The organism is Methyloceanibacter sp. wino2 (assembly GCF_003071365.1).
GTDB lineage: Bacteria > Pseudomonadota > Alphaproteobacteria > Rhizobiales > Methyloligellaceae > Methyloceanibacter.
The window spans coordinates 1095142-1114211 of the sequence record NZ_CP028960.1 but is presented as its reverse complement, the minus strand read 5'-3'; the positions used below and the strand labels follow the sequence as shown (position 1 = coordinate 1114211).

Annotated in this window: 18 protein-coding genes and 1 tRNA gene; 15 read left to right on the top strand and 4 right to left on the bottom strand. The window is 62.4% G+C overall.

Features of this window, described 5'->3' with window-relative positions; genetic code table 11:
• Positions 1-198: 198 nt before the first annotated feature.
• Entirely contained in the window at positions 199-669 is a 471-nt protein-coding gene (locus tag DCY11_RS05170; protein ID WP_159079820.1) for a class I SAM-dependent methyltransferase, read from the top strand.
• A gap of 40 nt (positions 670-709) precedes the next feature.
• Here DCY11_RS05170 and DCY11_RS05165 read toward each other — a convergent pair.
• Positions 710-784 (bottom strand) — tRNA-Thr (locus DCY11_RS05165).
• A 262-nt stretch (positions 785-1046) separates the two neighbouring features.
• On the opposite strand from DCY11_RS05165, the gene DCY11_RS15675 reads away from it, so the two are divergent.
• The 7 genes from DCY11_RS15675 to DCY11_RS05135 all read left to right on the top strand — a co-directional run bounded on the left by DCY11_RS15675 (position 1047) and on the right by DCY11_RS05135 (position 6084).
• Complete coding sequence (locus DCY11_RS15675; RefSeq protein WP_174202135.1) at positions 1047-1214, top strand: hypothetical protein; 168 nt, start codon at positions 1047-1049, stop codon at positions 1212-1214.
• A gap of 101 nt (positions 1215-1315) precedes the next feature.
• On the top strand, positions 1316-2605 hold the full coding sequence (gene murA, locus DCY11_RS05160) for a UDP-N-acetylglucosamine 1-carboxyvinyltransferase (protein ID WP_108681606.1): 1290 nt from the start codon (positions 1316-1318) through the stop codon (positions 2603-2605).
• A gap of 86 nt (positions 2606-2691) precedes the next feature.
• Positions 2692-3252 (top strand): DUF2948 family protein, encoded by a 561-nt coding sequence (locus DCY11_RS05155; protein ID WP_108681604.1) that lies wholly within the window; start codon positions 2692-2694, stop codon positions 3250-3252.
• A 6-nt stretch (positions 3253-3258) separates the two neighbouring features.
• On the top strand, positions 3259-4557 hold the full coding sequence (gene hisD / locus DCY11_RS05150; protein WP_108681602.1) for a histidinol dehydrogenase: 1299 nt from the start codon (positions 3259-3261) through the stop codon (positions 4555-4557).
• 2 nt (positions 4558-4559) lie between these two features.
• Positions 4560-5063: a UPF0262 family protein gene (locus DCY11_RS05145; RefSeq protein ID WP_069443036.1), complete on the top strand. Its 504-nt coding sequence runs from the start codon at positions 4560-4562 to the stop codon at positions 5061-5063.
• Positions 5064-5066: 3 nt separating this feature from the next.
• Entirely contained in the window at positions 5067-5519 is a 453-nt protein-coding gene (locus DCY11_RS05140) for a low molecular weight phosphatase family protein (protein WP_108681600.1), read from the top strand.
• A 97-nt stretch (positions 5520-5616) separates the two neighbouring features.
• Positions 5617-6084, top strand: coding sequence for a hypothetical protein (locus tag DCY11_RS05135; RefSeq protein ID WP_159079819.1), 468 nt, complete (start codon positions 5617-5619; stop codon positions 6082-6084).
• Between the two features lie 37 nt (positions 6085-6121).
• Here DCY11_RS05135 and DCY11_RS05130 read toward each other — a convergent pair whose 3' ends face one another.
• Positions 6122-6394 carry a DUF3303 domain-containing protein gene (locus DCY11_RS05130; protein WP_069443034.1) on the bottom strand — a complete coding sequence of 91 codons (273 nt, stop codon included), beginning with the start codon at positions 6392-6394 and terminating at the stop codon, positions 6122-6124.
• 354 nt (positions 6395-6748) lie between these two features.
• Between DCY11_RS05130 and DCY11_RS05125 the strand changes: the two genes are divergently transcribed.
• Positions 6749-10342: a hypothetical protein gene (locus DCY11_RS05125; protein WP_159079818.1), complete on the top strand. Its 3594-nt coding sequence runs from the start codon at positions 6749-6751 to the stop codon at positions 10340-10342.
• Positions 10343-10505: 163 nt separating this feature from the next.
• Here the strand turns inward: DCY11_RS05125 and DCY11_RS15445 are convergent, their stop codons facing one another.
• Positions 10506-10682: a hypothetical protein gene (locus DCY11_RS15445; RefSeq protein WP_159079817.1), complete on the bottom strand. Its 177-nt coding sequence runs from the start codon at positions 10680-10682 to the stop codon at positions 10506-10508.
• Between the two features lie 618 nt (positions 10683-11300).
• The gene (locus tag DCY11_RS15440; protein ID WP_141701856.1) at positions 11301-11516 is read right to left on the bottom strand and encodes a hypothetical protein; all 216 of its coding nucleotides are present in this window, start codon (positions 11514-11516) and stop codon (positions 11301-11303) included.
• A gap of 330 nt (positions 11517-11846) precedes the next feature.
• Between DCY11_RS15440 and DCY11_RS05115 the strand changes: the two genes are divergently transcribed.
• From DCY11_RS05115 to DCY11_RS05090, 6 genes are all read left to right on the top strand, one after another.
• Entirely contained in the window at positions 11847-13607 is a 1761-nt protein-coding gene (locus DCY11_RS05115) for a sulfatase-like hydrolase/transferase (protein WP_108683682.1), read from the top strand.
• Between the two features lie 304 nt (positions 13608-13911).
• Positions 13912-14940: a hypothetical protein gene (locus tag DCY11_RS05110; RefSeq protein WP_159079816.1), complete on the top strand. Its 1029-nt coding sequence runs from the start codon at positions 13912-13914 to the stop codon at positions 14938-14940.
• A gap of 277 nt (positions 14941-15217) precedes the next feature.
• Entirely contained in the window at positions 15218-16843 is a 1626-nt protein-coding gene (locus DCY11_RS05105; protein WP_108681590.1) for an arylsulfatase, read from the top strand.
• Between the two features lie 100 nt (positions 16844-16943).
• Positions 16944-17933: an HAD family hydrolase gene (locus DCY11_RS05100; protein WP_108681588.1), complete on the top strand. Its 990-nt coding sequence runs from the start codon at positions 16944-16946 to the stop codon at positions 17931-17933.
• Positions 17934-18127: 194 nt separating this feature from the next.
• Entirely contained in the window at positions 18128-18535 is a 408-nt protein-coding gene (locus tag DCY11_RS05095) for a hypothetical protein (RefSeq protein ID WP_141701854.1), read from the top strand.
• An 11-nt stretch (positions 18536-18546) separates the two neighbouring features.
• Positions 18547-18966 (top strand): hypothetical protein, encoded by a 420-nt coding sequence (locus tag DCY11_RS05090; RefSeq protein WP_159079815.1) that lies wholly within the window; start codon positions 18547-18549, stop codon positions 18964-18966.
• Positions 18967-19070: the final 104 nt, after the last annotated feature.

The following is a 19070-nucleotide window of genomic DNA, read 5'->3' as shown; positions in this document are numbered from 1 at the left end:
CTTGCTAGGCGGCCCAACCACCGGAGGCTGACTGTGCGTGAAACCTTGACTCGGTTGACTATCAGAGCACGGACGGCCTCCCCGCGTTGGATACGCACCGCGTATCGCATTGCTGTTGGTCAGAAGGGGAGCAGTCGATCTCGATCCTTGCGTCCGGGTCTTGTCGAAAACTGCCGGTGCGTCACGTCGAGATACCACTTGCTCGACCAATTGCCGAAGAACGGCGTTGTCATGGAGGTCGGCACTCAGCGTGGCGACTTTGCCCGGGCCATTTTGGAGCGGGCCACACCGAGAGAGCTACGCCTTGTCGATATCAACTACTCGCTATTCGACGACAAGGATCTGACGGGCGATGCCGTAACCCGTCATTGTGGAATGAGCCATGAGGTCATCGGGTCGTTCCCAGACGAGCACTTCGATTGGATCTACATAGATGCAGATCATTCCTACGAGGCGACTCTGAGAGACGCGTGTGCGTCGGCACCAAAGCTGAAGCCTGGAGGTTTCCTCGTCTTCAACGACTTCGCACATATCGACTCCGAGCTTGGTCGCTACGGCGTCCACAGGGCCGTGACCAACTTTGCACTGGAGCGAAATTGGCGTTTCGCACTTTTTGCGTTCAGCCCGGATGCGCTGTACGACGTCGCCCTCCAAAAAGGCGGGGCCTAGACATGCTCTTTGCCAGGCGATTGGGGCGTGGTTGAGAATCTGGTGCCGCCGGACAGGATCGAACTGTCGACCTCGTCATTACCAATGACGCGCTCTACCACTGAGCTACGGCGGCGTTCCGTTGACCTGACGGCGCGGCGCGATCTGTCGTGTGATCGCGAGGCTCCGTTGGTGGTCGGTGGGTCCGCGACGGGCGGGCTGACCTGAGGTACCCCTTGCAGGGAATCGATGGGGGTGCCCCCTCCCGGTGCGGCGCGCAAACTGCCATAGCAGGCTTTGCGACGCAAGGATTCCGCATGCCGCTCGCGGCCTCTTACGGGCGCCGGGGCAATAGGGTAAAAGGCGCGGGCTTAAGCGGGCCCGACAGGGGTGGCGGAATGGCCGAAGAAGACAAGCGCACACCGAAATCGGCGCCTATAACGGCGCAGGATGCCAAGCAGGAACGCCTGGCCCAGGCGCTCCGCGCCAACTTGTTGAAACGCAAGGAGAACGCCCGCGCCAAGCGCTCGGGCTCGAAGGCCCCCGATGAAGGGGGACAGGGATGATGCGGAAAGGTTAGACTGGCCGCTTGCCGCATTGCCGACCGTGGCGAAACAGGGGAAACGGGGCGCGTTAGACACAAGCGCTTCAGAGGGAGTAGCGCGTTATGGATCGTATCCGCATTGTGGGCGGCGAACGGCTCACGGGCACCATTCGGATCAGCGGTGCCAAGAACGCCGCGCTGCCGCTGATGATTGCGAGCCTTCTCACCGACGAGACTTTGACGCTCCATGGCATGCCGCGCCTCGCGGACGTGGCGCTGCTCGCGCGCATTCTCGGCAATCACGGCGTGGACGTGACCATCGCCGGCAAACGGGCCGGTCAGGACTCCAACGACGGGCAGACCTACAAGTTGACCGCTGCGGAGATTGTCGACACCACGGCACCCTACGAGATGGTCGCGCGCATGCGCGCCAGCTTCTGGGTGCTGGCGCCGATTCTGGCGCGGTGCGGCGAGGCCAAGGTCTCTCTGCCCGGCGGCTGCGCCATCGGTACGCGCCCCGTCGACCTTCATCTCGTGGCGCTCGAGGCGCTCGGCGCCGACATCGAGCTGGACGCCGGCTACGTGATCGCCAAGGCGCCCAAGGGCCTCAAAGGCGCCCGCATCCACCTTGAGAAGGTGTCCGTGGGCGCGACCCACAACGCCCTGATGGCGGCGGTGCTGGCCGAGGGCGACACGGAAATCGTCAACGCCGCCCGCGAGCCCGAAGTCGGCGATCTTGCTGCCTGTCTCGTCGCAATGGGCGCCAAGATCGAGGGCATCGGCACGTCCACCCTACAGATCCAGGGCGTGCCATCGTTGCACGGGACCGAGCATCGCGTTCTTCCGGACCGGATCGAGACCGGCACCTATGCCATGGCCGCGGCGATCACCGGCGGCGATATCTTTCTGGAAGGCGCCCGCGCCGAGCTGCTCCAGGAGGCGCTCCTGGCGCTGCGCTCGACGGGCGTCGAGGTTTACGAAGAGGAGGGGGGCTTGCGCGTCTCGCGCAACGGGCATGGGCTCGAAGCCGTGTCCGTGGAGACGCAGCCGTTCCCGGGGTTCCCGACCGATCTCCAGGCCCAGCTGATGGCGCTGATGTGCACGGCGAAAGGCGTCTCGGAAGTGCGCGAGACCATTTTTGAGAACCGCTTCATGCATGTGCAGGAGCTCGCCCGGCTCGGAGCCCGCATCGACCTTCGCGGCGACACCGCGCTGGTCCACGGGGTAAACGGGCTGCGCGGCGCGCCCGTCATGGCCACCGACCTGCGTGCGTCGGTCTCGCTCATCATTGCGGGGCTCGCTGCGCAAGGAGAGACCACCATCGGCCGCGTCTACCATCTGGACCGCGGGTTCGACCGCCTCGAAGAGAAATTGCGCAAGTGTGGCGCTCAAATCGACCGGATCGCCGGCTAGGCGCCTGATTTTCGGAATGTCTTCCGAAGCAGACCGAAAGCATGGTAGGTCCAGGTCAGTTATGCTCTTACCGGTGATTTCTTCTTATGACGACGCTTAAGCTGCTCGCTCTCGACGCGGAGGACCTGCAGGTCGTGTCCTCGCAACTCCAGGACGCGGTCGTGCGGGTCGGCGATATGACCTATTTGCCCTCGCAGAAGCGCTTCGCGGCGGTCCTGAACCGGTTCGATTGGCAGAGCGCCGCTGCCACCGATGCCGATGGAGAGCGTTTTCGCCGGCTGCGCACGGCGCTGCGCTTCGACAGGGTGCTCGGCGCCCGCCACAAGGCTCTCGCCCCGCAGAACAAGGACCGCGTCCTGTCTCTGCTCGCGATTGGCTTCGAGGAGGGCGAGGCCCCCGGCGGCCGGGTCGTGTTGTATTTCGCGGGCGACGTGACCGTGCAGCTCGACGTGGAGTGCATCGAGGCGGAGATGCGCGATCTGGGCCCCGCCTGGCGGACGCGCAACAAGCCGAAACACCCGAGCGAGGGCGAAGCTGACGGAGCACCGGAAGCCGACCCGCAAGTGGAGCCTGAAGTCGATTCCCAAGGTGACGCCACGATGTCCGCCGACGCAGAGTCAAACGGCTCCAAAGCCGCGGGCGTTTGAGGTCTTATGGTTCAGATGCTGGATACCCGTGAGGACGGCTTCGCGGCCCGCTTCGAGGAACTGCTCGGCATGAAGCGCGAGTCCTCGGCGGACGTCAACGACGCCGTGGCCAAGATCATCGCCGATGTGCGCGCGCGCGGCGACGAGGCTCTCATCGATTTCACGCAGAAATTCGATCAGCTCGATCTTCGTGAGGCCGGCCTCGCCGTGACGGAAGCTGATATCGCAGGCGCTCTCGCCGCTGTCGAAGAGGACACGGTCGAGGTGCTGAAGCTCGCCCACGAGCGCATCCTCGCGCACCACAGCCGGCAGCTCCCGGCGAGCGAAAGCTATATCGACGCCACGGGTGTCGAGCTCGGCCAGCGCTGGTCGGCAGTCTCCTCGGCCGGCCTTTACGTGCCGGGCGGCACCGCCAGCTATCCGAGTTCGGTTCTGATGAACGCGGTGCCTGCTAAGGTCGCTGGCGTGGAGCGCCTGGTCATGGTGGTTCCGTCGCCGCGCGGGGAACTCAATCCCCTGGTGCTTGTGGCGGCCGCGCTCGCGGGTGTCGACGAGATCTACCGGGTGGGCGGCGCGCAGGCCATTGCCGCGCTCGCCTTCGGCACCGAAACGATCCGCCCCGTGTCGACCATCGTCGGCCCCGGCAATGCCTATGTCGCCGCGGCCAAGCGGCAGGTCTTCGGCCAGGTCGGCATCGATATGGTCGCGGGGCCCTCCGAGGTGGTCGTCATCGCCGACAAAGAGAACGATCCCGCCTGGATCGCCAGCGATCTGTTGGCCCAGGCCGAACACGACGCCGCTGCGCAATCCATTCTCATCACCGACGATGCGGGTTTTGCCGAGGACGTGGTTGCTGCCGTGGAGGCCCAGCTAAAGACGCTGCCGCGCGCCGAGACCGCGCGGGCGAGCTGGGACGATTTCGGCGCGGTGATCCTGGTCGGGAGCCTCGCCGAGGCCCCGGCGCTGTCCGACCGGCTTGCCCCGGAGCATCTGGAAATCGCCACGGAGAACGCGGACGCGCTGGCCGAGGAAATCCGGCACGCCGGGGCGATCTTCGTCGGCCGCTACACGCCCGAGGTCATCGGCGATTACGTGGCCGGCACCAACCACGTCCTGCCGACCGCGCGCAGCGCCCGTTTTGCATCGGGCCTCGGTGTGCTTGATTTCATGAAGCGCACGTCGCTGCTGAAGCTCGACGCCGAGAGTCTCAAGAAACTCGGGCCCGCGGCTATGACGCTCGCCCGGGCCGAGGGGCTCGACGCTCACCGCCGATCCGTCGGCATCAGGCTCAACCTGCCGGATTGATTATGACCGAGACGGACGCCGACAGCCCTTTTCCGGACACCGCACGCTTGCTTGCCGTCACGTTGGACGAGGCTTCGCTGGGCCGCGACAGCGTCGAAGTCGAGCACGAGCGCGAAGTCGCCATCTTCGACCTCCTGGAAAAGAACAATTTTCTTCTGGAAGGCGACGGACAGGACGGTCCCTACACGCTGCATCTGTCGCTGGCCGACAACCGGCTTGTGTTCGCGATCTCCGATGAAGACGGCAACGCGCTGCAGCAGATCATGCTGTCGCTGTCGCCGTTCCGCCGCATCGTGAAGGACTATTTCCTGATCTGCGACAGCTACTACGCGGCCATCAAGACCCAGCCCGCCTCCAAGATCGAGGCGATCGATATGGGGCGCCGGGGACTGCACGACGAAGGGAGCCAGCTCCTGATGGAGCGCCTGAAGGGCAAGGTCACGGTGGATATCGCCACCGCGCGGCGACTGTTCACGCTTCTTTGCGCCCTTCACTGGAAGGGCTGATCCGTGAGCGCTGGCGGGGACCTGCCCGGCGCCGTCCTCTTCGCGTGTGCCAGCAATGCGGTTCGCTCGCCCATGGCCGCGGCCATGTTGCGCCATCTCGCGGGACGGCGGATCTACGTGGAATCCGCCGGCGTCCGGGCGGGAGAGCCCGACCCGTTCGCGATCGCGGTCATGGAGGAGATCGGCATCGACATTTCGGATCACGTGCCGCGGGCCATCGACGATCTGCATGACCTCGGTTTCGACCGCATCGTCACCCTGGCGCCGGAAGCCCAGCACAAGGCGCTGGAAATCGCACAGGGCTACGCCATCGACGTGGTCTATTGGCCGACGCCGGACCCGACGCTGGCCACCGGCCCCCGCGATATGATTCTCGACGCCTATCGCGGGGTTCGAGACCGGCTATTCGGGAAGATCAAGGCCGAGTTTCCGGTGCAAGGGGCAGGGGGCGTCTAGGCCTGGCTGCCGGTAGGCCAGATTCTTTCACCGAGCCGGGAACGCCTTGAGCGCGGAGCCGTTTTTCCTTCGTCCCCTAGTAACGATTGGACTGACGATGAACGAAGCTTCACGAGCAAATGGCGCAAGCCCGCACCAGGGCCACCCGCAGCACTTGGAACTGTCCACCGACCAGGCGGTAGAAAATGCCGCCCTCGCAGGCGCGGCCGCCGTTCAGAAACTGGTGTCGGAGCGCAATGAACTGCGCACGCGCCTTGCGGCCCAGGAGCAGGAGACCGCCGCCTACCGAGCGCTCAACAACGAACTGCGCCGTCGCCTGCTGATGGTCCACCAGACCTATGTGGAGATGGCCAAGGGCGTCGTCGGCGATCTCGAGCGGTTCGACGCCGCACTCAGGGAGTCGGCGCAAGACGCCCATGCCACGATCGAGGCCCGGATGCAGTGGGAAGAGGCCGCGGTGGCATCCGCGCAAAACGGAGCGGCCCGGGTCAATGGCGCACATGTCAATGGCGCACAAGCCAGTGGGGCCCATCAGCCGAAGGGCCCCGCGCCGATAAAGCCGTAAGCCGCGCGCGCTTGGCGGCGGCCTAGACTTCGGTCTTCTAGCCTTTGGCTTCCAGGAATTTCTTCAACTGGTCGAAGTCCATGACCGGGATGAGATCGTGGACGTTCAGGTCTGTCCACGGCTCGAACAGCATCGCCACGGCCTCCGGCTTGTCCGATTCGATCAGGATAAACGTCTCCTGCTGCATGAGCGAGATCCAGACGCCCTTCAGCTTGACGCCGGGGACCTCGGGCACCCCATTCTCCATGAAGCGCCCAATACTCTCATCGCGGTCCTCGGGCTGCATCGTGACATGGCACATGAAAAGCATTCCGACCTCCTCAAGGTATGGTGTGGCACGGCCGAGGCCCTGCCCGGCGGCAATCCGTACGCAACATTGCCCCTGTATTGAGACATCCCGTTGAAGGACCAGCGCATTCTGCGTTTCCGAGAGGAAGGCCGAGGGCTGACGATCTCCCCGCTGCGGCAGCCACGACGGCGCAATCTCCAGTCGAGTGTTGCGTTCCTGCACTAGTTTTGAGGAGCGCCGGTTGGATACAGTCAGACCAAGGATTACGACTGGCGCGATAGGGCGCGCCGATCGGCAGGGGGGTTCGTGGGCCGTAGATTCTCAGCGAGGCGGTCGCCGTCCGCGCGCACGCTGAGGCGTGCCGGGCGCGCGGCCGTGCGCCAATCCGCCCCCAACATTCTCCATCCCCGTGTGACGCCCGCGACGCGCCGTTCGCTATTACTGGGCACGGCGCTCGCTTCCACGCTGCTGATCGCAGCGTTGAGCGCGCCGACTCCGGCCGCCGCGCAAGCGACGTGCCTGCCCGGTGATCCCGGCGTCACGGGGACGACGGGGCCCATCTCGATCGTCCCGCCTGTAGGCGCCATTGATTGCGTCAATGACTTCGATCGCGCAAATGGCGGCATCGTCATCGAATTAGAGACGGACGATGACGATGAGTTCATTTTCCTGGACAATAGCGGGAACCTCACATCTGCAGGCGGTCGAGCGGTCGATATCCTCACAACCGGTGACCGCAGCATTATCGACGTCGACAACACGGGTGACATAGACATAGAGGGCACGCTGCCGTTCTACGTCCGCACGACGGGTACTGGCAGCACGATCGATTTCTACAACACGGCCCATCTCACGGGCGAGTATCGCGGAACCTGGATCACCACCTTCGGCGACGACAGCGCCATCACCATCACCAATACGGGCGATGTCGATCTGGAAGGAGGGTTTGCCCTTTACGGCTATTCCTACGGCGACCGCAGTACTGTCGTCATTACGAACTCTGGCGCGCTTGCCGGGGGTAGCGTAGGGATTTTTGCCGCTACCGATGGCGACAAGAGCCGCATTGACCTCACCAATAGCGGCGCAATCTCCGTCGTTGGCAGTGATCCCGATCCCGTCTTCGGCATCAATGCGTTTGCGCTAAGCACAAACAGCCCTATCACGATCAACAACACGGCCAATATTAGGGCGACGTCTTCTTATGGTGACGTCTATGGCGTCTATGGGCTTTCGAACGCTGAGAACAGCGGGATCGCCATCACCAATACGGGCACCCTCTTCGTCAAATCGTCAAATGACGAAACAGAGGGCATCAACGCCGCAACATATGGCGCTAATTCAAAAATCACAGTCCGCAATACGGCCGACATAACGTCTATCGCGGGCACCTTTGCCGACGCCATTGACGTTCTTACCGACAACGACTTCAGCCCTGTCGTCGTGACCAACACCGGAACGCTCTTCGTCAGGGGCAATGGCGACGAAAACCGCGGCATTGAAGTCAACGCGAACGGCAACGAAAGCCCGATCACGATTACGAATAGGGGGGCGATCACCGTCCGCGGTGGCGGTGACGATATGGCCGGCATTGCTGCGTACGCCGAAAACCGCGACAGCCCGATTTGGATCGCCAACAGCGGCGAGATCAATGTGAAATCGTCGAACGGCGATGCCGACGGCATCTATGGCGGCACGGACGGTCCGAGAAGCGGTGTCACAATCATCAATACCGCGAAGTTGACGGTCGATGCGGACGATTGGAGCGACGGCATCGATGCGGAAACCACCGCCGAGAACAGTGCCATCAAGATTATCAATAGCGGCGACATCGTTTCGACAGCGAGGCAGAACGGTGCCGAAGGCATCGATGCTACGACCCGGAACGACGACAGCTCCATCACGGTCTACAACAGCGGCAATTTGACGGTGCGCGGCGGGGATTACGCCAATGGCATCTTTGCGGAGACGGGCTTCTTCTTTGGCGGCAGCGACCGCAGCGCGATCAGCATAACGAACCGGGGCAACCTCGACGTTACCGCGACGAGAGAATACGCAACCGGTATCTACGCGCGGACGTACTGGGACGACAGCCCGATCTCGATCACCAATAGCGGTGACATCACCGCGCGCACCAGCGCCACGCAATACTACGCGACCGGCATCTGGGCCGACAGCGGCGGCCTGAACAGCCCCGTCACCATCGCCAACTCGGGGTCGGTCTATGCGGAAGGTGCGCTAAGCACCGGCATTTTCGTCTACAGCTACAACGCCAACAAGACGACCATCACGAACACGGGCGAGATCGGCGCGTCCTCGCACCTGGCTATCGACGTCTACGGCCAGGGAACCGCCACGATTTTCAACGCCGGGCACATCACTGGCTATGTGAAGCTCACGGAGCAGCGCGACCGCTTCGTCAACCGGGCGGGCGGTATCTTCGAGACCAAAAAGACGTCTCTGTTCGGCGGGGGCGAGGATGTGTTCTCGAACCAGGGGGGCGCCACTGTTCTGGCCGCGACGAACGCGAACGCTCGCGAGATGAGTGGCTTCCGGGGCCTCGAGACCTTCAAGAACAACGGCGGCGCGATCTCGCTGGTCGACGGCGGGGTGGGGGACAAATTCACCATCGCCAATACGCCGGGGTCCGCGGACCTCAAATTCGAAGGCGGCGGCTATCTTGCGGTGGACGCGTCCTTGCGCGGGGCCGGCTCGAAGGCGGACAACTTCATCGTCGACGGCGACGTGTCGGGCGTGACCAAGGTGATGGTCAACAACACCAGCACGCTGCCGGGCGTTTTCAATTCGCAAGGCATCCCGGTCGTGTTCGTGGAGGGGCAGACCCCGCAGGCAGGCAACTTCGTGATGGCGGACGGACCCATCGACACAGGGCTGTTCGACTACGACCTCTACTTCGTGCCGACGGGCTCCGGATACTGGGAACTGCGCAGCTTTGCGGGCGCGTCCGCTCATATGCTGCCCAAGCTGCTGACGGCGGCCCAGGATCTGTGGCACGAGACCTCGAGCACCTGGTTCGACAGGACGGCGGATTTGCGTGTGGTGCTGAACGGGGGCGGGGCCCCGGCCTATGATGCCGGCGCCAAGTCCATGGCTGAGCCTTCTTCAAATGGCCTGACACCCGGCGTGTGGATCAAGGGCGGCGGCTCGCGGCTGGATCGCAACGGCTCGGCCACCACCTCGGCCTATGGGCGCAATTACGACTACGATCTCGACAACGAGCTCTCCACGGTCGACCTGCAGATAGGCGTCGATATGGGCAGATACGACGTACTCTCGGAAGGCGACGTGCTGGTCTTCGGCGTGCTCGGCGGCTTCGTCGGCGCCGGCCTCGACTACGACAGTCTCGCCGACAGCTTCAACTTCTCCGGCGGCCAAGTCGGCGCCTATGCCACCTATCTCAAAGACGGCCTCTTCGTCGATACGCTGCTGAACGTGCATCTCTACGAGATCGACACGCCCAATCTCGGCTTCCCCGACAGCCTGAACGCCACCACGGTGGGCCTCAGAACCGACGCCGGCTACCGCTTCGGTTCATTCACCGGCGGGGCCTTCTTCGAGCCGCTGGCGACGATCGAGATCGCCTGGGCCGATATCGACGGCTTCAACGTGGGCGGCAACAAGGTCAGCTTCTCCGACGACGCCAATGTCAGAGGCCGCATCGGCGGCCGTGTCGGCACCACCATGGAGGCCTGGGAAGGCACCATGATGGAGCCGTTCCTGATCGCGAGCCTCTGGGGCAATCTCGCGGAAGACAATGCCGCCACGCTGGTCTCCTCCGGCACCACCTTCCAGTTCCAGGACGATCTGGACGATGTCTGGGGCGAACTCTCGGCCGGCGTAAACCTGTTCAACTTCTCCCAGACCACCGCCGTGTTCGCCAAGGTCGACTATACCTTCGGCGAAGACGTCCAAGGCCTCGGCGGCAAGGCCGGCATGCGCGTGGCTTGGTAGGGCCCTCATGTAGCCGCTAGGCGATAGGGCCAATAATCAAGCGCTCAAGTAGGCCGAAGGCCGGTAGCGCACAGGTCATGCCCTCATGCAGCCGCTAGGCGATAGGGCCAATGGTCGTGCCCTCAAGCAGCGCGAAGCGCGGTAGGGCAAATCAAGACGCCTGCTAGGCGCGGCCGCCGGTGGCGTCTTCCGACGTGCTGTCGTCCGCCGAGACCACGCTCTCGATCTGATCAAACTCGATCTCGTCGTCGGATCGGGTCAAAGTCGCAGACGGTACAAAGCTCAAGCCGTAGACCAGGCCAACAAGGACCACGCTGGTCAGTAGCGATAGGATCGACATTTCGTTACTCCCCTCCCTCAATTTGTCTCTTTCTGGCAGGTGAAGGGGGCGGGGGCTCGACCGAATCCGGGCAACTCTGGGGCCTTAGCCGCCTACCGCGCCACACGGCGGCCCTAAGGCTTACGGCTTCGTAAACACCGGCGGTCCGCCGGGCGCCTTATGGCCCCGTGGGGCGCCAGCACTCAAAAAACGGCGACTGTGACATGTAGGGCACAGCATCCGGCCCCGGGTTGGGCTATAAGAGTCCCATCAACTGTCGATTCTGCAGGGAATTTTTTGGGGGATCCAACCATGCGCATGTTCATCGCTCTTGCGATCATCGTTTCTGCCACGCTCGGCCTGGGCGGTTGCTTCGGCCACCACGAGAAGGCCGTCGTCGTTGAGCCGTTGAAGCTCGGCTAAGCAGCTGACGACGAGGTAGCTAAGCAGTCTATCTCTACGGCAATGCCAACCCCGGCCAGGGAAACCCGGCCGGGGTCTTTGCGTTTGGGGCTGCCTTTCGGCAAATCGCGCGCGTCCATAGGAATCGGCCCCAATGCCCGGTGAGGCGGGCAGTGCGGCGCTCGGAATAGGTCCGCGCAGCTGTTGTGGTGTGGGAAGAGACCCGCGAGGCGGGGGCTAAAGCCAGCCGAGAGCCTTGGCTTCGGTGTAGGCGGCCTTCCAAGCTTCGGCCGCGAAGGACGCCTCTTGGCCGCTGATGCTCGGTGCGGTCAGAAGTTCGCTGGCTTCGAGCATGCGGCACTGAGCGTTACGTTGGAACGTCAAAGCATAGGACGTTCCGGGCCGGGTCACGCGAAGACCGTTCTCAAGCACTTCGACGTCGATGTCGCTCATGACGCTCGCAATCCTTCTGAAACGACTGGAGACGATTCCGGCAATTTCCAAGTGCATCTGCGCAGACAAGCCGTGGAAAATCAAGCACGGCTTGCCGGTTCCAAATGTCACGATGAGAAGAAGCCGACGCGCCTGATCCCGATCCAACCCACGCCTCCGAGCGCTCATCCAGCGGTAGTGCGTGGACGTTTATGCGTTCGTCACTTGATCTCGCGAAATGGGCCACGATAATCGCCGCTTGGCGACTGATTTGGCCGGGATTGCTTGGTGGTTCTGCCAGCGATCCGGTTTCCCCCGAAAGCCATCAAGTCCACCCGAAAGGAAGGCTCCATGTTCCGGCAAGTTTCGACAGGGCTCTGCGCGGCCGCGCTGCTGTGCCTGATCGGCGGCGCTGCTGCCGCACAATCGAATATTCGAGGATCGACGACCGGGCCGACGACCGCCCCCGGCTACAATCATCCTGAACAGTACATGCATCTCGATGCCAAAAAGCCCGCCCCGAACATGTACCCGGTGATCCGGCATGAGAAGCTCGAGGAGAACGCCGCCGAGAAGCTGGCGGCGCTGGCCGAAAAGACGGGCAAGAAGCCGAATATCCTGATCTTCCTCCTGGACGACGTCGGCTGGATGGATCCTGGCTTCAACGGCGGCGGCGTTTCCGTCGGCAACGCGACGCCCGAGATGGATCGATACGCGGCGGAGGGCTTGATTCTCACGTCGGCCTACTCCACGCCGTCCTGCTCGCCGACCCGCGCGACCATCCATACGGGCCAGAACCCGCTGCATCACGGCATTCTGCGGCCGCCGATGTACGGCGAGGCCGGGGGGCTCGATGGCGCCACGACCATGCCCATGCTCCTGCAGAAGGAAGGGTACGTGACCCAGGGCGTCGGCAAGTGGCACATGGGCGAGAACACGGGCTCCCTGCCGCAGAACGTCGGCTATGACGACTACATCGGCTTTCTCGGCGTGTCTGACATGTACACCGAGTGGCGCGATGTCTACTTCAATCCGGAAGTCGCGCTATCGCCGGATCGCTTCAAGATGATGGAGGAGGACAACTTCAATCATTACGAGGTGCATTGCACGCCGGCCGACAAGGACAAGTGTCAGAACGGCAAGCTCATCGACCTCGACTACATCAAGGATCTCGATACCCACTGGATGGATGTCAGCCTGGCTTTCCTCGACAAGATGAAGGGCTCCGACAAGCCGTTCTACCTCTATCACGCGACGCGCGGCTGCCATTTCGACAACTATCCGTCGGACGAGTGGGCGGGCCGTTCCATGGCGCGCACGGTCTACTCGGACTGCATGGTGCGCATGGACTATGTCTTCGGCCGCCTCATGAAGAGGCTGGAGGAAATCGGCGAAGCGGAGAACACGCTGGTGATTCTCACGTCGGACAATGGGCCGGAGTGTGAAATTCCGCCGCGCGGCCGCACCCCGTTCCGGGGCTGCAAGGGGTCCAGCTGGGAAGGCGGCGTCCGTGTGCCGACCTTTGTCTATTGGAAGGGCATGATCCCGTCGCGCAAGTCGGATCAACTGTTCGACTTGGCGGACATCTTGCCGACGGCGCTGCATCTTGCAGGCTATCCCGGTGCCAAGCTTGCTGGGCTCTTCTCAGACAAGACCTATATCGACGGTGTCGACCAAGCGGCCTTCCTGGTCGCCGACAAGGGGCTGTCGGCCCGGCGCAGCCGCATCTACACGATGAACCAGTATTACTCCGCGATCCGGATCGACGAGTTCAAGGCGACGATCACGGGCCAGATCGAGGACGGCATCATGAAGCGCGGCTATACGGGGGGCTTTTCCGGGTCTGTCTTCACCGACACCGGCGGTGCGGTCGTGGTCAATCTCTATACCAACCCGCAGGAAGACGTCTCGGTCGGCGTCCGTCATATCCCGATGGCGGTGCCGTTGGGCGAGACTGGCGGCTGGTACTTGAAGGAGCTGTTCGAGTATCCGCCCCAGTTCAAGGTCGGCTTCATGTCCAACAATCCGCCGATCTACGACACGATCCCCATTGGCGAAATGGCGGTGAAGGCCTGGATCAAGAAGCACGGCTTCGGGCGCTTCCAGAACTAGGAACGCAGCTCAGAGGACTGCGAGGAGACGTGACGGGGTGCGCCGGCAACGGCGTGCCCCGTCTCGGTTTTTACAATGGTCCTAAGCTGTTGTTTCCATGCAACAGTCCTCAGGAATCCCGCGAGCCTGCGGAAATTCGATCAACGACAGGTCGAAGCGGCATTACTCTCCCTGATTGCGATATTGGGGAGCTGTCATGTGGCGTAGCGTCGGTTTGAGCCTGATCGGGGGCCTGCTCATTGGCAGCTTATCGCCCCTAGCCGCTCAAGCAGAAGACACTGTGTCGTCTCCCTCCGAGTGGACCGTGACAGGCGGATTCTACGGCTGGTTTCCGTGGGTGCAGGGCAGCACCGACGCCAATGGCGAAGACTTCAATATCTACGCGACACCGATCGACCTCATCGAGAATTTCGATGCGCCCCCGGTCATGGTCAATTTCGAAGTCAGCCGGGGCAAGTTCTCGTTCTGGGGCGACGCGCTCTACGCGAAGTTCGCTTTCGGCAACGACTTCGCGTCGGAGGCCGAGCCCATTCCCATTCTGAAAGTCGGCGTGTCGGGACCAACCGAGACGGACTATTCGCTCGGTGTCTATCAGTTCGGCGGCTTCTACGAGGTGGCCGACTTCGTCGGAGAGCAGGGCAATACGACGCTCGAGGTCGGCGCGGGCATGCGCTTCATCCAGCAGGAGATTCGGATCAAGGCACAAATCGACGCCGCGGCTCAGGTTCGCTTGGGCAAGCTCGCGAACACCATCGAGCGCCGGATCCAGAAGATCGAGAATCAGGAACAGCGGCTCCAGGCGCTCGCCGCCCTGAATGACGTGCGCCGGGAGGATCTGGACCGTAAGATCATTCGCGCAGGGGACAAGGGACGCGAACGGCGCGTCGCCCAGCTCGAGAAGCGGCTTAAGCGCGTCGACGATCGCGGTCAGGCCCTTGCGGCGCTCCAGGCGGTCGAAAAGTTTCGGCTGGAACTGCTCCGGCACGCGCTCCGGATCGACGGCAAGCAGTTCAACGATCAGTTCGCCTTTGTCGGAACGGACAATTTGGATTGGGTCGATCCCACCATCGCCTTGCGCCTTCAGCACGACTTCGGGAACGGCCACTCCGTTACGGCCACCGGGGACTTCGGCGGCTACAACGTCGAAGAGGGTCTCTCCAGCCAGATCGTGCTGACCTACGACATCGAGGGGACGTTGTGGGGCTTCGATACGACGACCTCGCTCGGGTACAAGGCCTTGTGGCTTAGCTACGAGGACCAGACGCCGAGAGGCGACGTTGGCATCAGTGCCTGGCTGCACGGTCCCATCGCCGAGGTCGCCCTCCGCTGGTAACGCCGGCGGTCACAGGCGAGCGGTTACGCTCTGCTTCGCCTCGCGTGCACGGACGCAACCTCGAACCTCTCTTGGACGTTTCCTCTGTGGTCGGAATGCGGCTCTCTTGAAAGGCATTGCTGTCGCGAACTGACAAGGCTGCGCCCTCAATCCCGATTAGAGAAACCGCCAAACGACGGTTACACTCTACGTGTAGTTGGTCATCAGAGCCCGACTAACCAATTGGGTCAGAAGAGAATTCAACGGCCCGACAGAACAAGTACAGGAGAAGCGTCCCATGGAACTGCTAATAAGAGGCCTCGCTCGAGCCGGCCTTGTGACGGCAGTGGCGGCCTTGCTGTCCGTGACAGTCTCTGCACCACCCGCCTTTGCGCAAGACACCGGCGAGGCAAGCGAAAGCGCCAAGTCCGAAACCAAGACTGACAAACCCAACATCCTTGTGATCTGGGGCGACGATATCGGCATCTGGAACATCAGCCATAACAGCAAGGGCATGATGGGGTACGAGACGCCGAACATCGACCGGATCGCGAATGAAGGTCTGTCCTTCACCGACTACTACGGCCAGCAATCCTGCACCGCCGGCCGGGCCGCATTTCTCGGCGGCAACGTGCCGGTCCGGACGGGCATGACCAAGGTCGGACTTCCGGGCGCAAAGGAAGGCTGGCAGGAGTCAGATGTGACGATTGCCACGGTGATGAAGAGCCTCGGCTACAAGACCGGCCAGTTCGGCAAGAACCACCAGGGCGACCTTGACGAGCATCTGCCGACCAATCACGGCTTCGACGAGTTCTTCGGCAATCTCTACCATCTGAACGCGGAAGAAGAGCCGGAGCACCCGGACTATCCCAAGGACCCCGCCTTCCGCGAGAAGTACGGGCCGCGCGGTGTGATCCACTCCTGGGCGCACGAGGACGGGACCCAGAAGATCGAGGACACCGGCCCCCTCACCAAGAAGCGCATGGAGACGGTCGACGAGGAGACGCTCGTTGCGGCGGAGGAGTTCATCAAGAATGCTGTGGAGGAAGGTGAGCCCTTCTTCGTGTGGTGGAACGCCACGCGTATGCATTTCCGCACGCATGTGAAGGAAGAACATCGCGGCCTCTCGGGTGAGACCGGAAATGAGTATCAAGACGGCATGGTCGAGCACGACATGCAAGTCGGTGAGTTGCTCAAGCTGCTCGATGACCTCGGCATCGCCGACAACACCATCGTCTTCTACTCGACCGACAATGGGCCGCATTTCAACACGTGGCCGGATGGCGGCACGACGCCGTTCCGCAGCGAGAAGAACTCGAACTGGGAAGGCGCCTATCGTGTACCGGCCTTCGTGCGCTGGCCGGGACACTTCCCCGCCGGGAAAACCCTGAACGGCATTGTCTCGCATGAGGACTGGCTGCCGACATTCGCCGCTGTTGGAGGCAACCCCGACGTCAAGGAACAGCTTGCCGGCGGTGTCGAAATGGAGGGCCGAACCTACAAGAACTACATCGATGGCATGAACATGCTGCCGTACTTCACGGGAGACGCGGAGGAATCGCCGCGCGATGAGTTCATTTATGTCAACGATGACGGGCAGATCGTCGCCATCCGCTACAAGCCTTGGAAGGCCGTGTTCCTGGAGAATCGCGCCAAGGCGTTTGAAGTCTGGCGCGAGCCGTTCGTCGAGTTGCGGGTCCCTCTGGTGTTCAATCTGCGCCGCGATCCGTTCGAACGCGCACAACACAACTCGAACACCTACAACGACTGGGTGCTCGACAGAGCATTCGTGCTCGTACCGATGCAAGGCTTGGCGGCTCAATTCCTGCAGACCATGCAGGAATACCCGCCCAGTCAAACGCCTGGTGCTTTCAACCTCAGCAAAATCGAGGAGCAACTGAAAGCGGGCATGGGCTCGAACTGATCCGTTAGACTTTCAAGGGACCGTCAGTTAGCACTGGCGGTCTCTTTTTTCGTCTGAGACAGTTCATCCGAGACAGTTCATTTGAATCTGGAGAATTGAAATGAAGCGTCTTCTGATCCCGATCGCCACCGCAGTCATGGTGTTGGCCGGTGCTGCACACGCGCAGACGACCGACCCGCTTCCGTCGTGGAACGACGGTCCGACGAAGGACGCCATCGTCGGCTTCGTGGAGAAGGTGACGGAGGAGGGCGGATCCGACTACGTGCCGCCCGCCGATCGTGTCGCGACCTTCGACAATGACGGCACGCTGTGGGTGGAGAAGCCCGCCTACACGCAATTGATCTTCGCGATCGACCGCGTGAAGGAGCTGGCGCCCGAACATCCAGAGTGGAAGGACAAACAGCCCTTCAAGGCCGCCATCGAAGGCGACATGAAGACGCTCGCCGCTTCGGGCGAGAAGGGACTGCTGGAGCTCGTCATGGCGAGCCATGCGGGCATGACGCCGGCGCAGTTCCAGACAATCGTCGGCGACTGGCTCGCGGCGACCAAGGACCCGCATTTTCAGCGCAAGTATACCGAGCTCGTCTATCAGCCCATGCTCGAGCTGCTGTCCTATCTGCGCGACAACGGCTTCGCGACCTATATCGTGTCCGGCGGCGGCATTGAGTTCGTGCGAAACTTTTCCGAGCCTGTCTACGGAATCCCACCGGCGCAAGTCGTGGGCTCCAGCATCAAGACCAAGTATGACGTCGTCGACGGCGTACCGACCGTCACGCGCTTGGCCGAGGTCAACTTCATCGACGATAAGACCGGCAAGCCGATCGGCATCACCGAGCATATCGGCCAGCGTCCGATTTTTGCCGCCGGTAATTCAGACGGCGATTTCCAAATGCTGCAATGGACCACGGCGGGCGATGGATCCCGCTTCGGCATGATCGTGCATCACACCGATGCGGAACGCGAATATGCTTATGACCGCGATTCCGATGTGGGCCGGCTTGACAAGGCACTCGATGCGGCCGTCGAGAACGGCTGGATCGTGGTCGACATGAAGGACGACTGGGGTCAGGTCTTTCCTTCGAAAGAATAGCCGTTACGGGACAAATTCCGGCGAGGCAGCCGATGCCCGCGCGTGCGGCCCCAAACATGCGTTGCCCAATGTCTCGGACTAGGCGATATAGCAACGGTAGGGTTGGGCGCCTCGGAGGGGGTGTCCGGCAATGGTGTCGGGTTGGCACCGAGCAAATCGGCGTCGTAACGGCGCTGCCCAAGGAGAAGGATCCTATGAAACGATTGAGCCACGTCTTGTGTGGTGTCGCGGCCGTGCTGATGGTCGTCGTCATCGCCCCCGTCGCCAACGCTCAGGCCTTGCTGGTCTACAAGGAGGGTGCGACTGACGCCCAAGTCAAAAAGGACCGGGTCGCCTGCCACGAATGGGCGGTTCAGCAGACGAATTTCGATCCCACCGCGACGTTCGCGGCTCAGCAAGCCGGCATTCGGACCCGGACCATCATGGAGGTCTCGACCGCGCTGAACGAAGCGTCCGCCGGCACCGATCCGCGCTGGACGGCTGGAGGCTTCGGCAACACGCGCACGTCGGCCGATGTTCGCCGCTTGAACGCACTTTATGCTGACTATCTCAAGGCCGGGGCGCTCTGCCTTGAAGGCCGCGGCTACGTCGTTACCCAATAGGAGCTCAGACCATGCGATCGATGATTTCCAAATCGGGCCTCGGGCTCATTTGTCTGCTTGCGGTTCCGGCGACCGTTTCCGCCGCCGAGGGCACCTATATGTGCGCCGTCACGGACGTGTATGAATGCGTGGAAGTGGCTGGCTGCAAGCGGGTGTCGCTCGACTTCGCCAACCTCGCGCCGGTGCTGAAGTTCGACTTCGACAAGAAAGTCATGACGTCGGACGACATCGGCAGCGATCCGCGCGAGATCGAGTTGAGCAACATGGAGGAGATGGGCGATGTCCTCCTTTTCCATGGGATCGGTCAGAACAAAGAGTCGCCCCGCTCGTTCAGCGCGGCCATCTCCAAGAAGACGGGTAAGATTCGCGCCGGCATCACCACAGCCGATGCGACGCTGTCTCTGACGGGCGACTGCGTGGACAGTTTCTAGCTCGGTTACAAAGGCCGGCAGAGCGCTGCCGGACCAGAGAACTTTGATGCAACGGGCAGGTGCTAGCGCCTGCCCGTTCTTCGTGGAAATGTCCTATCCTTAGC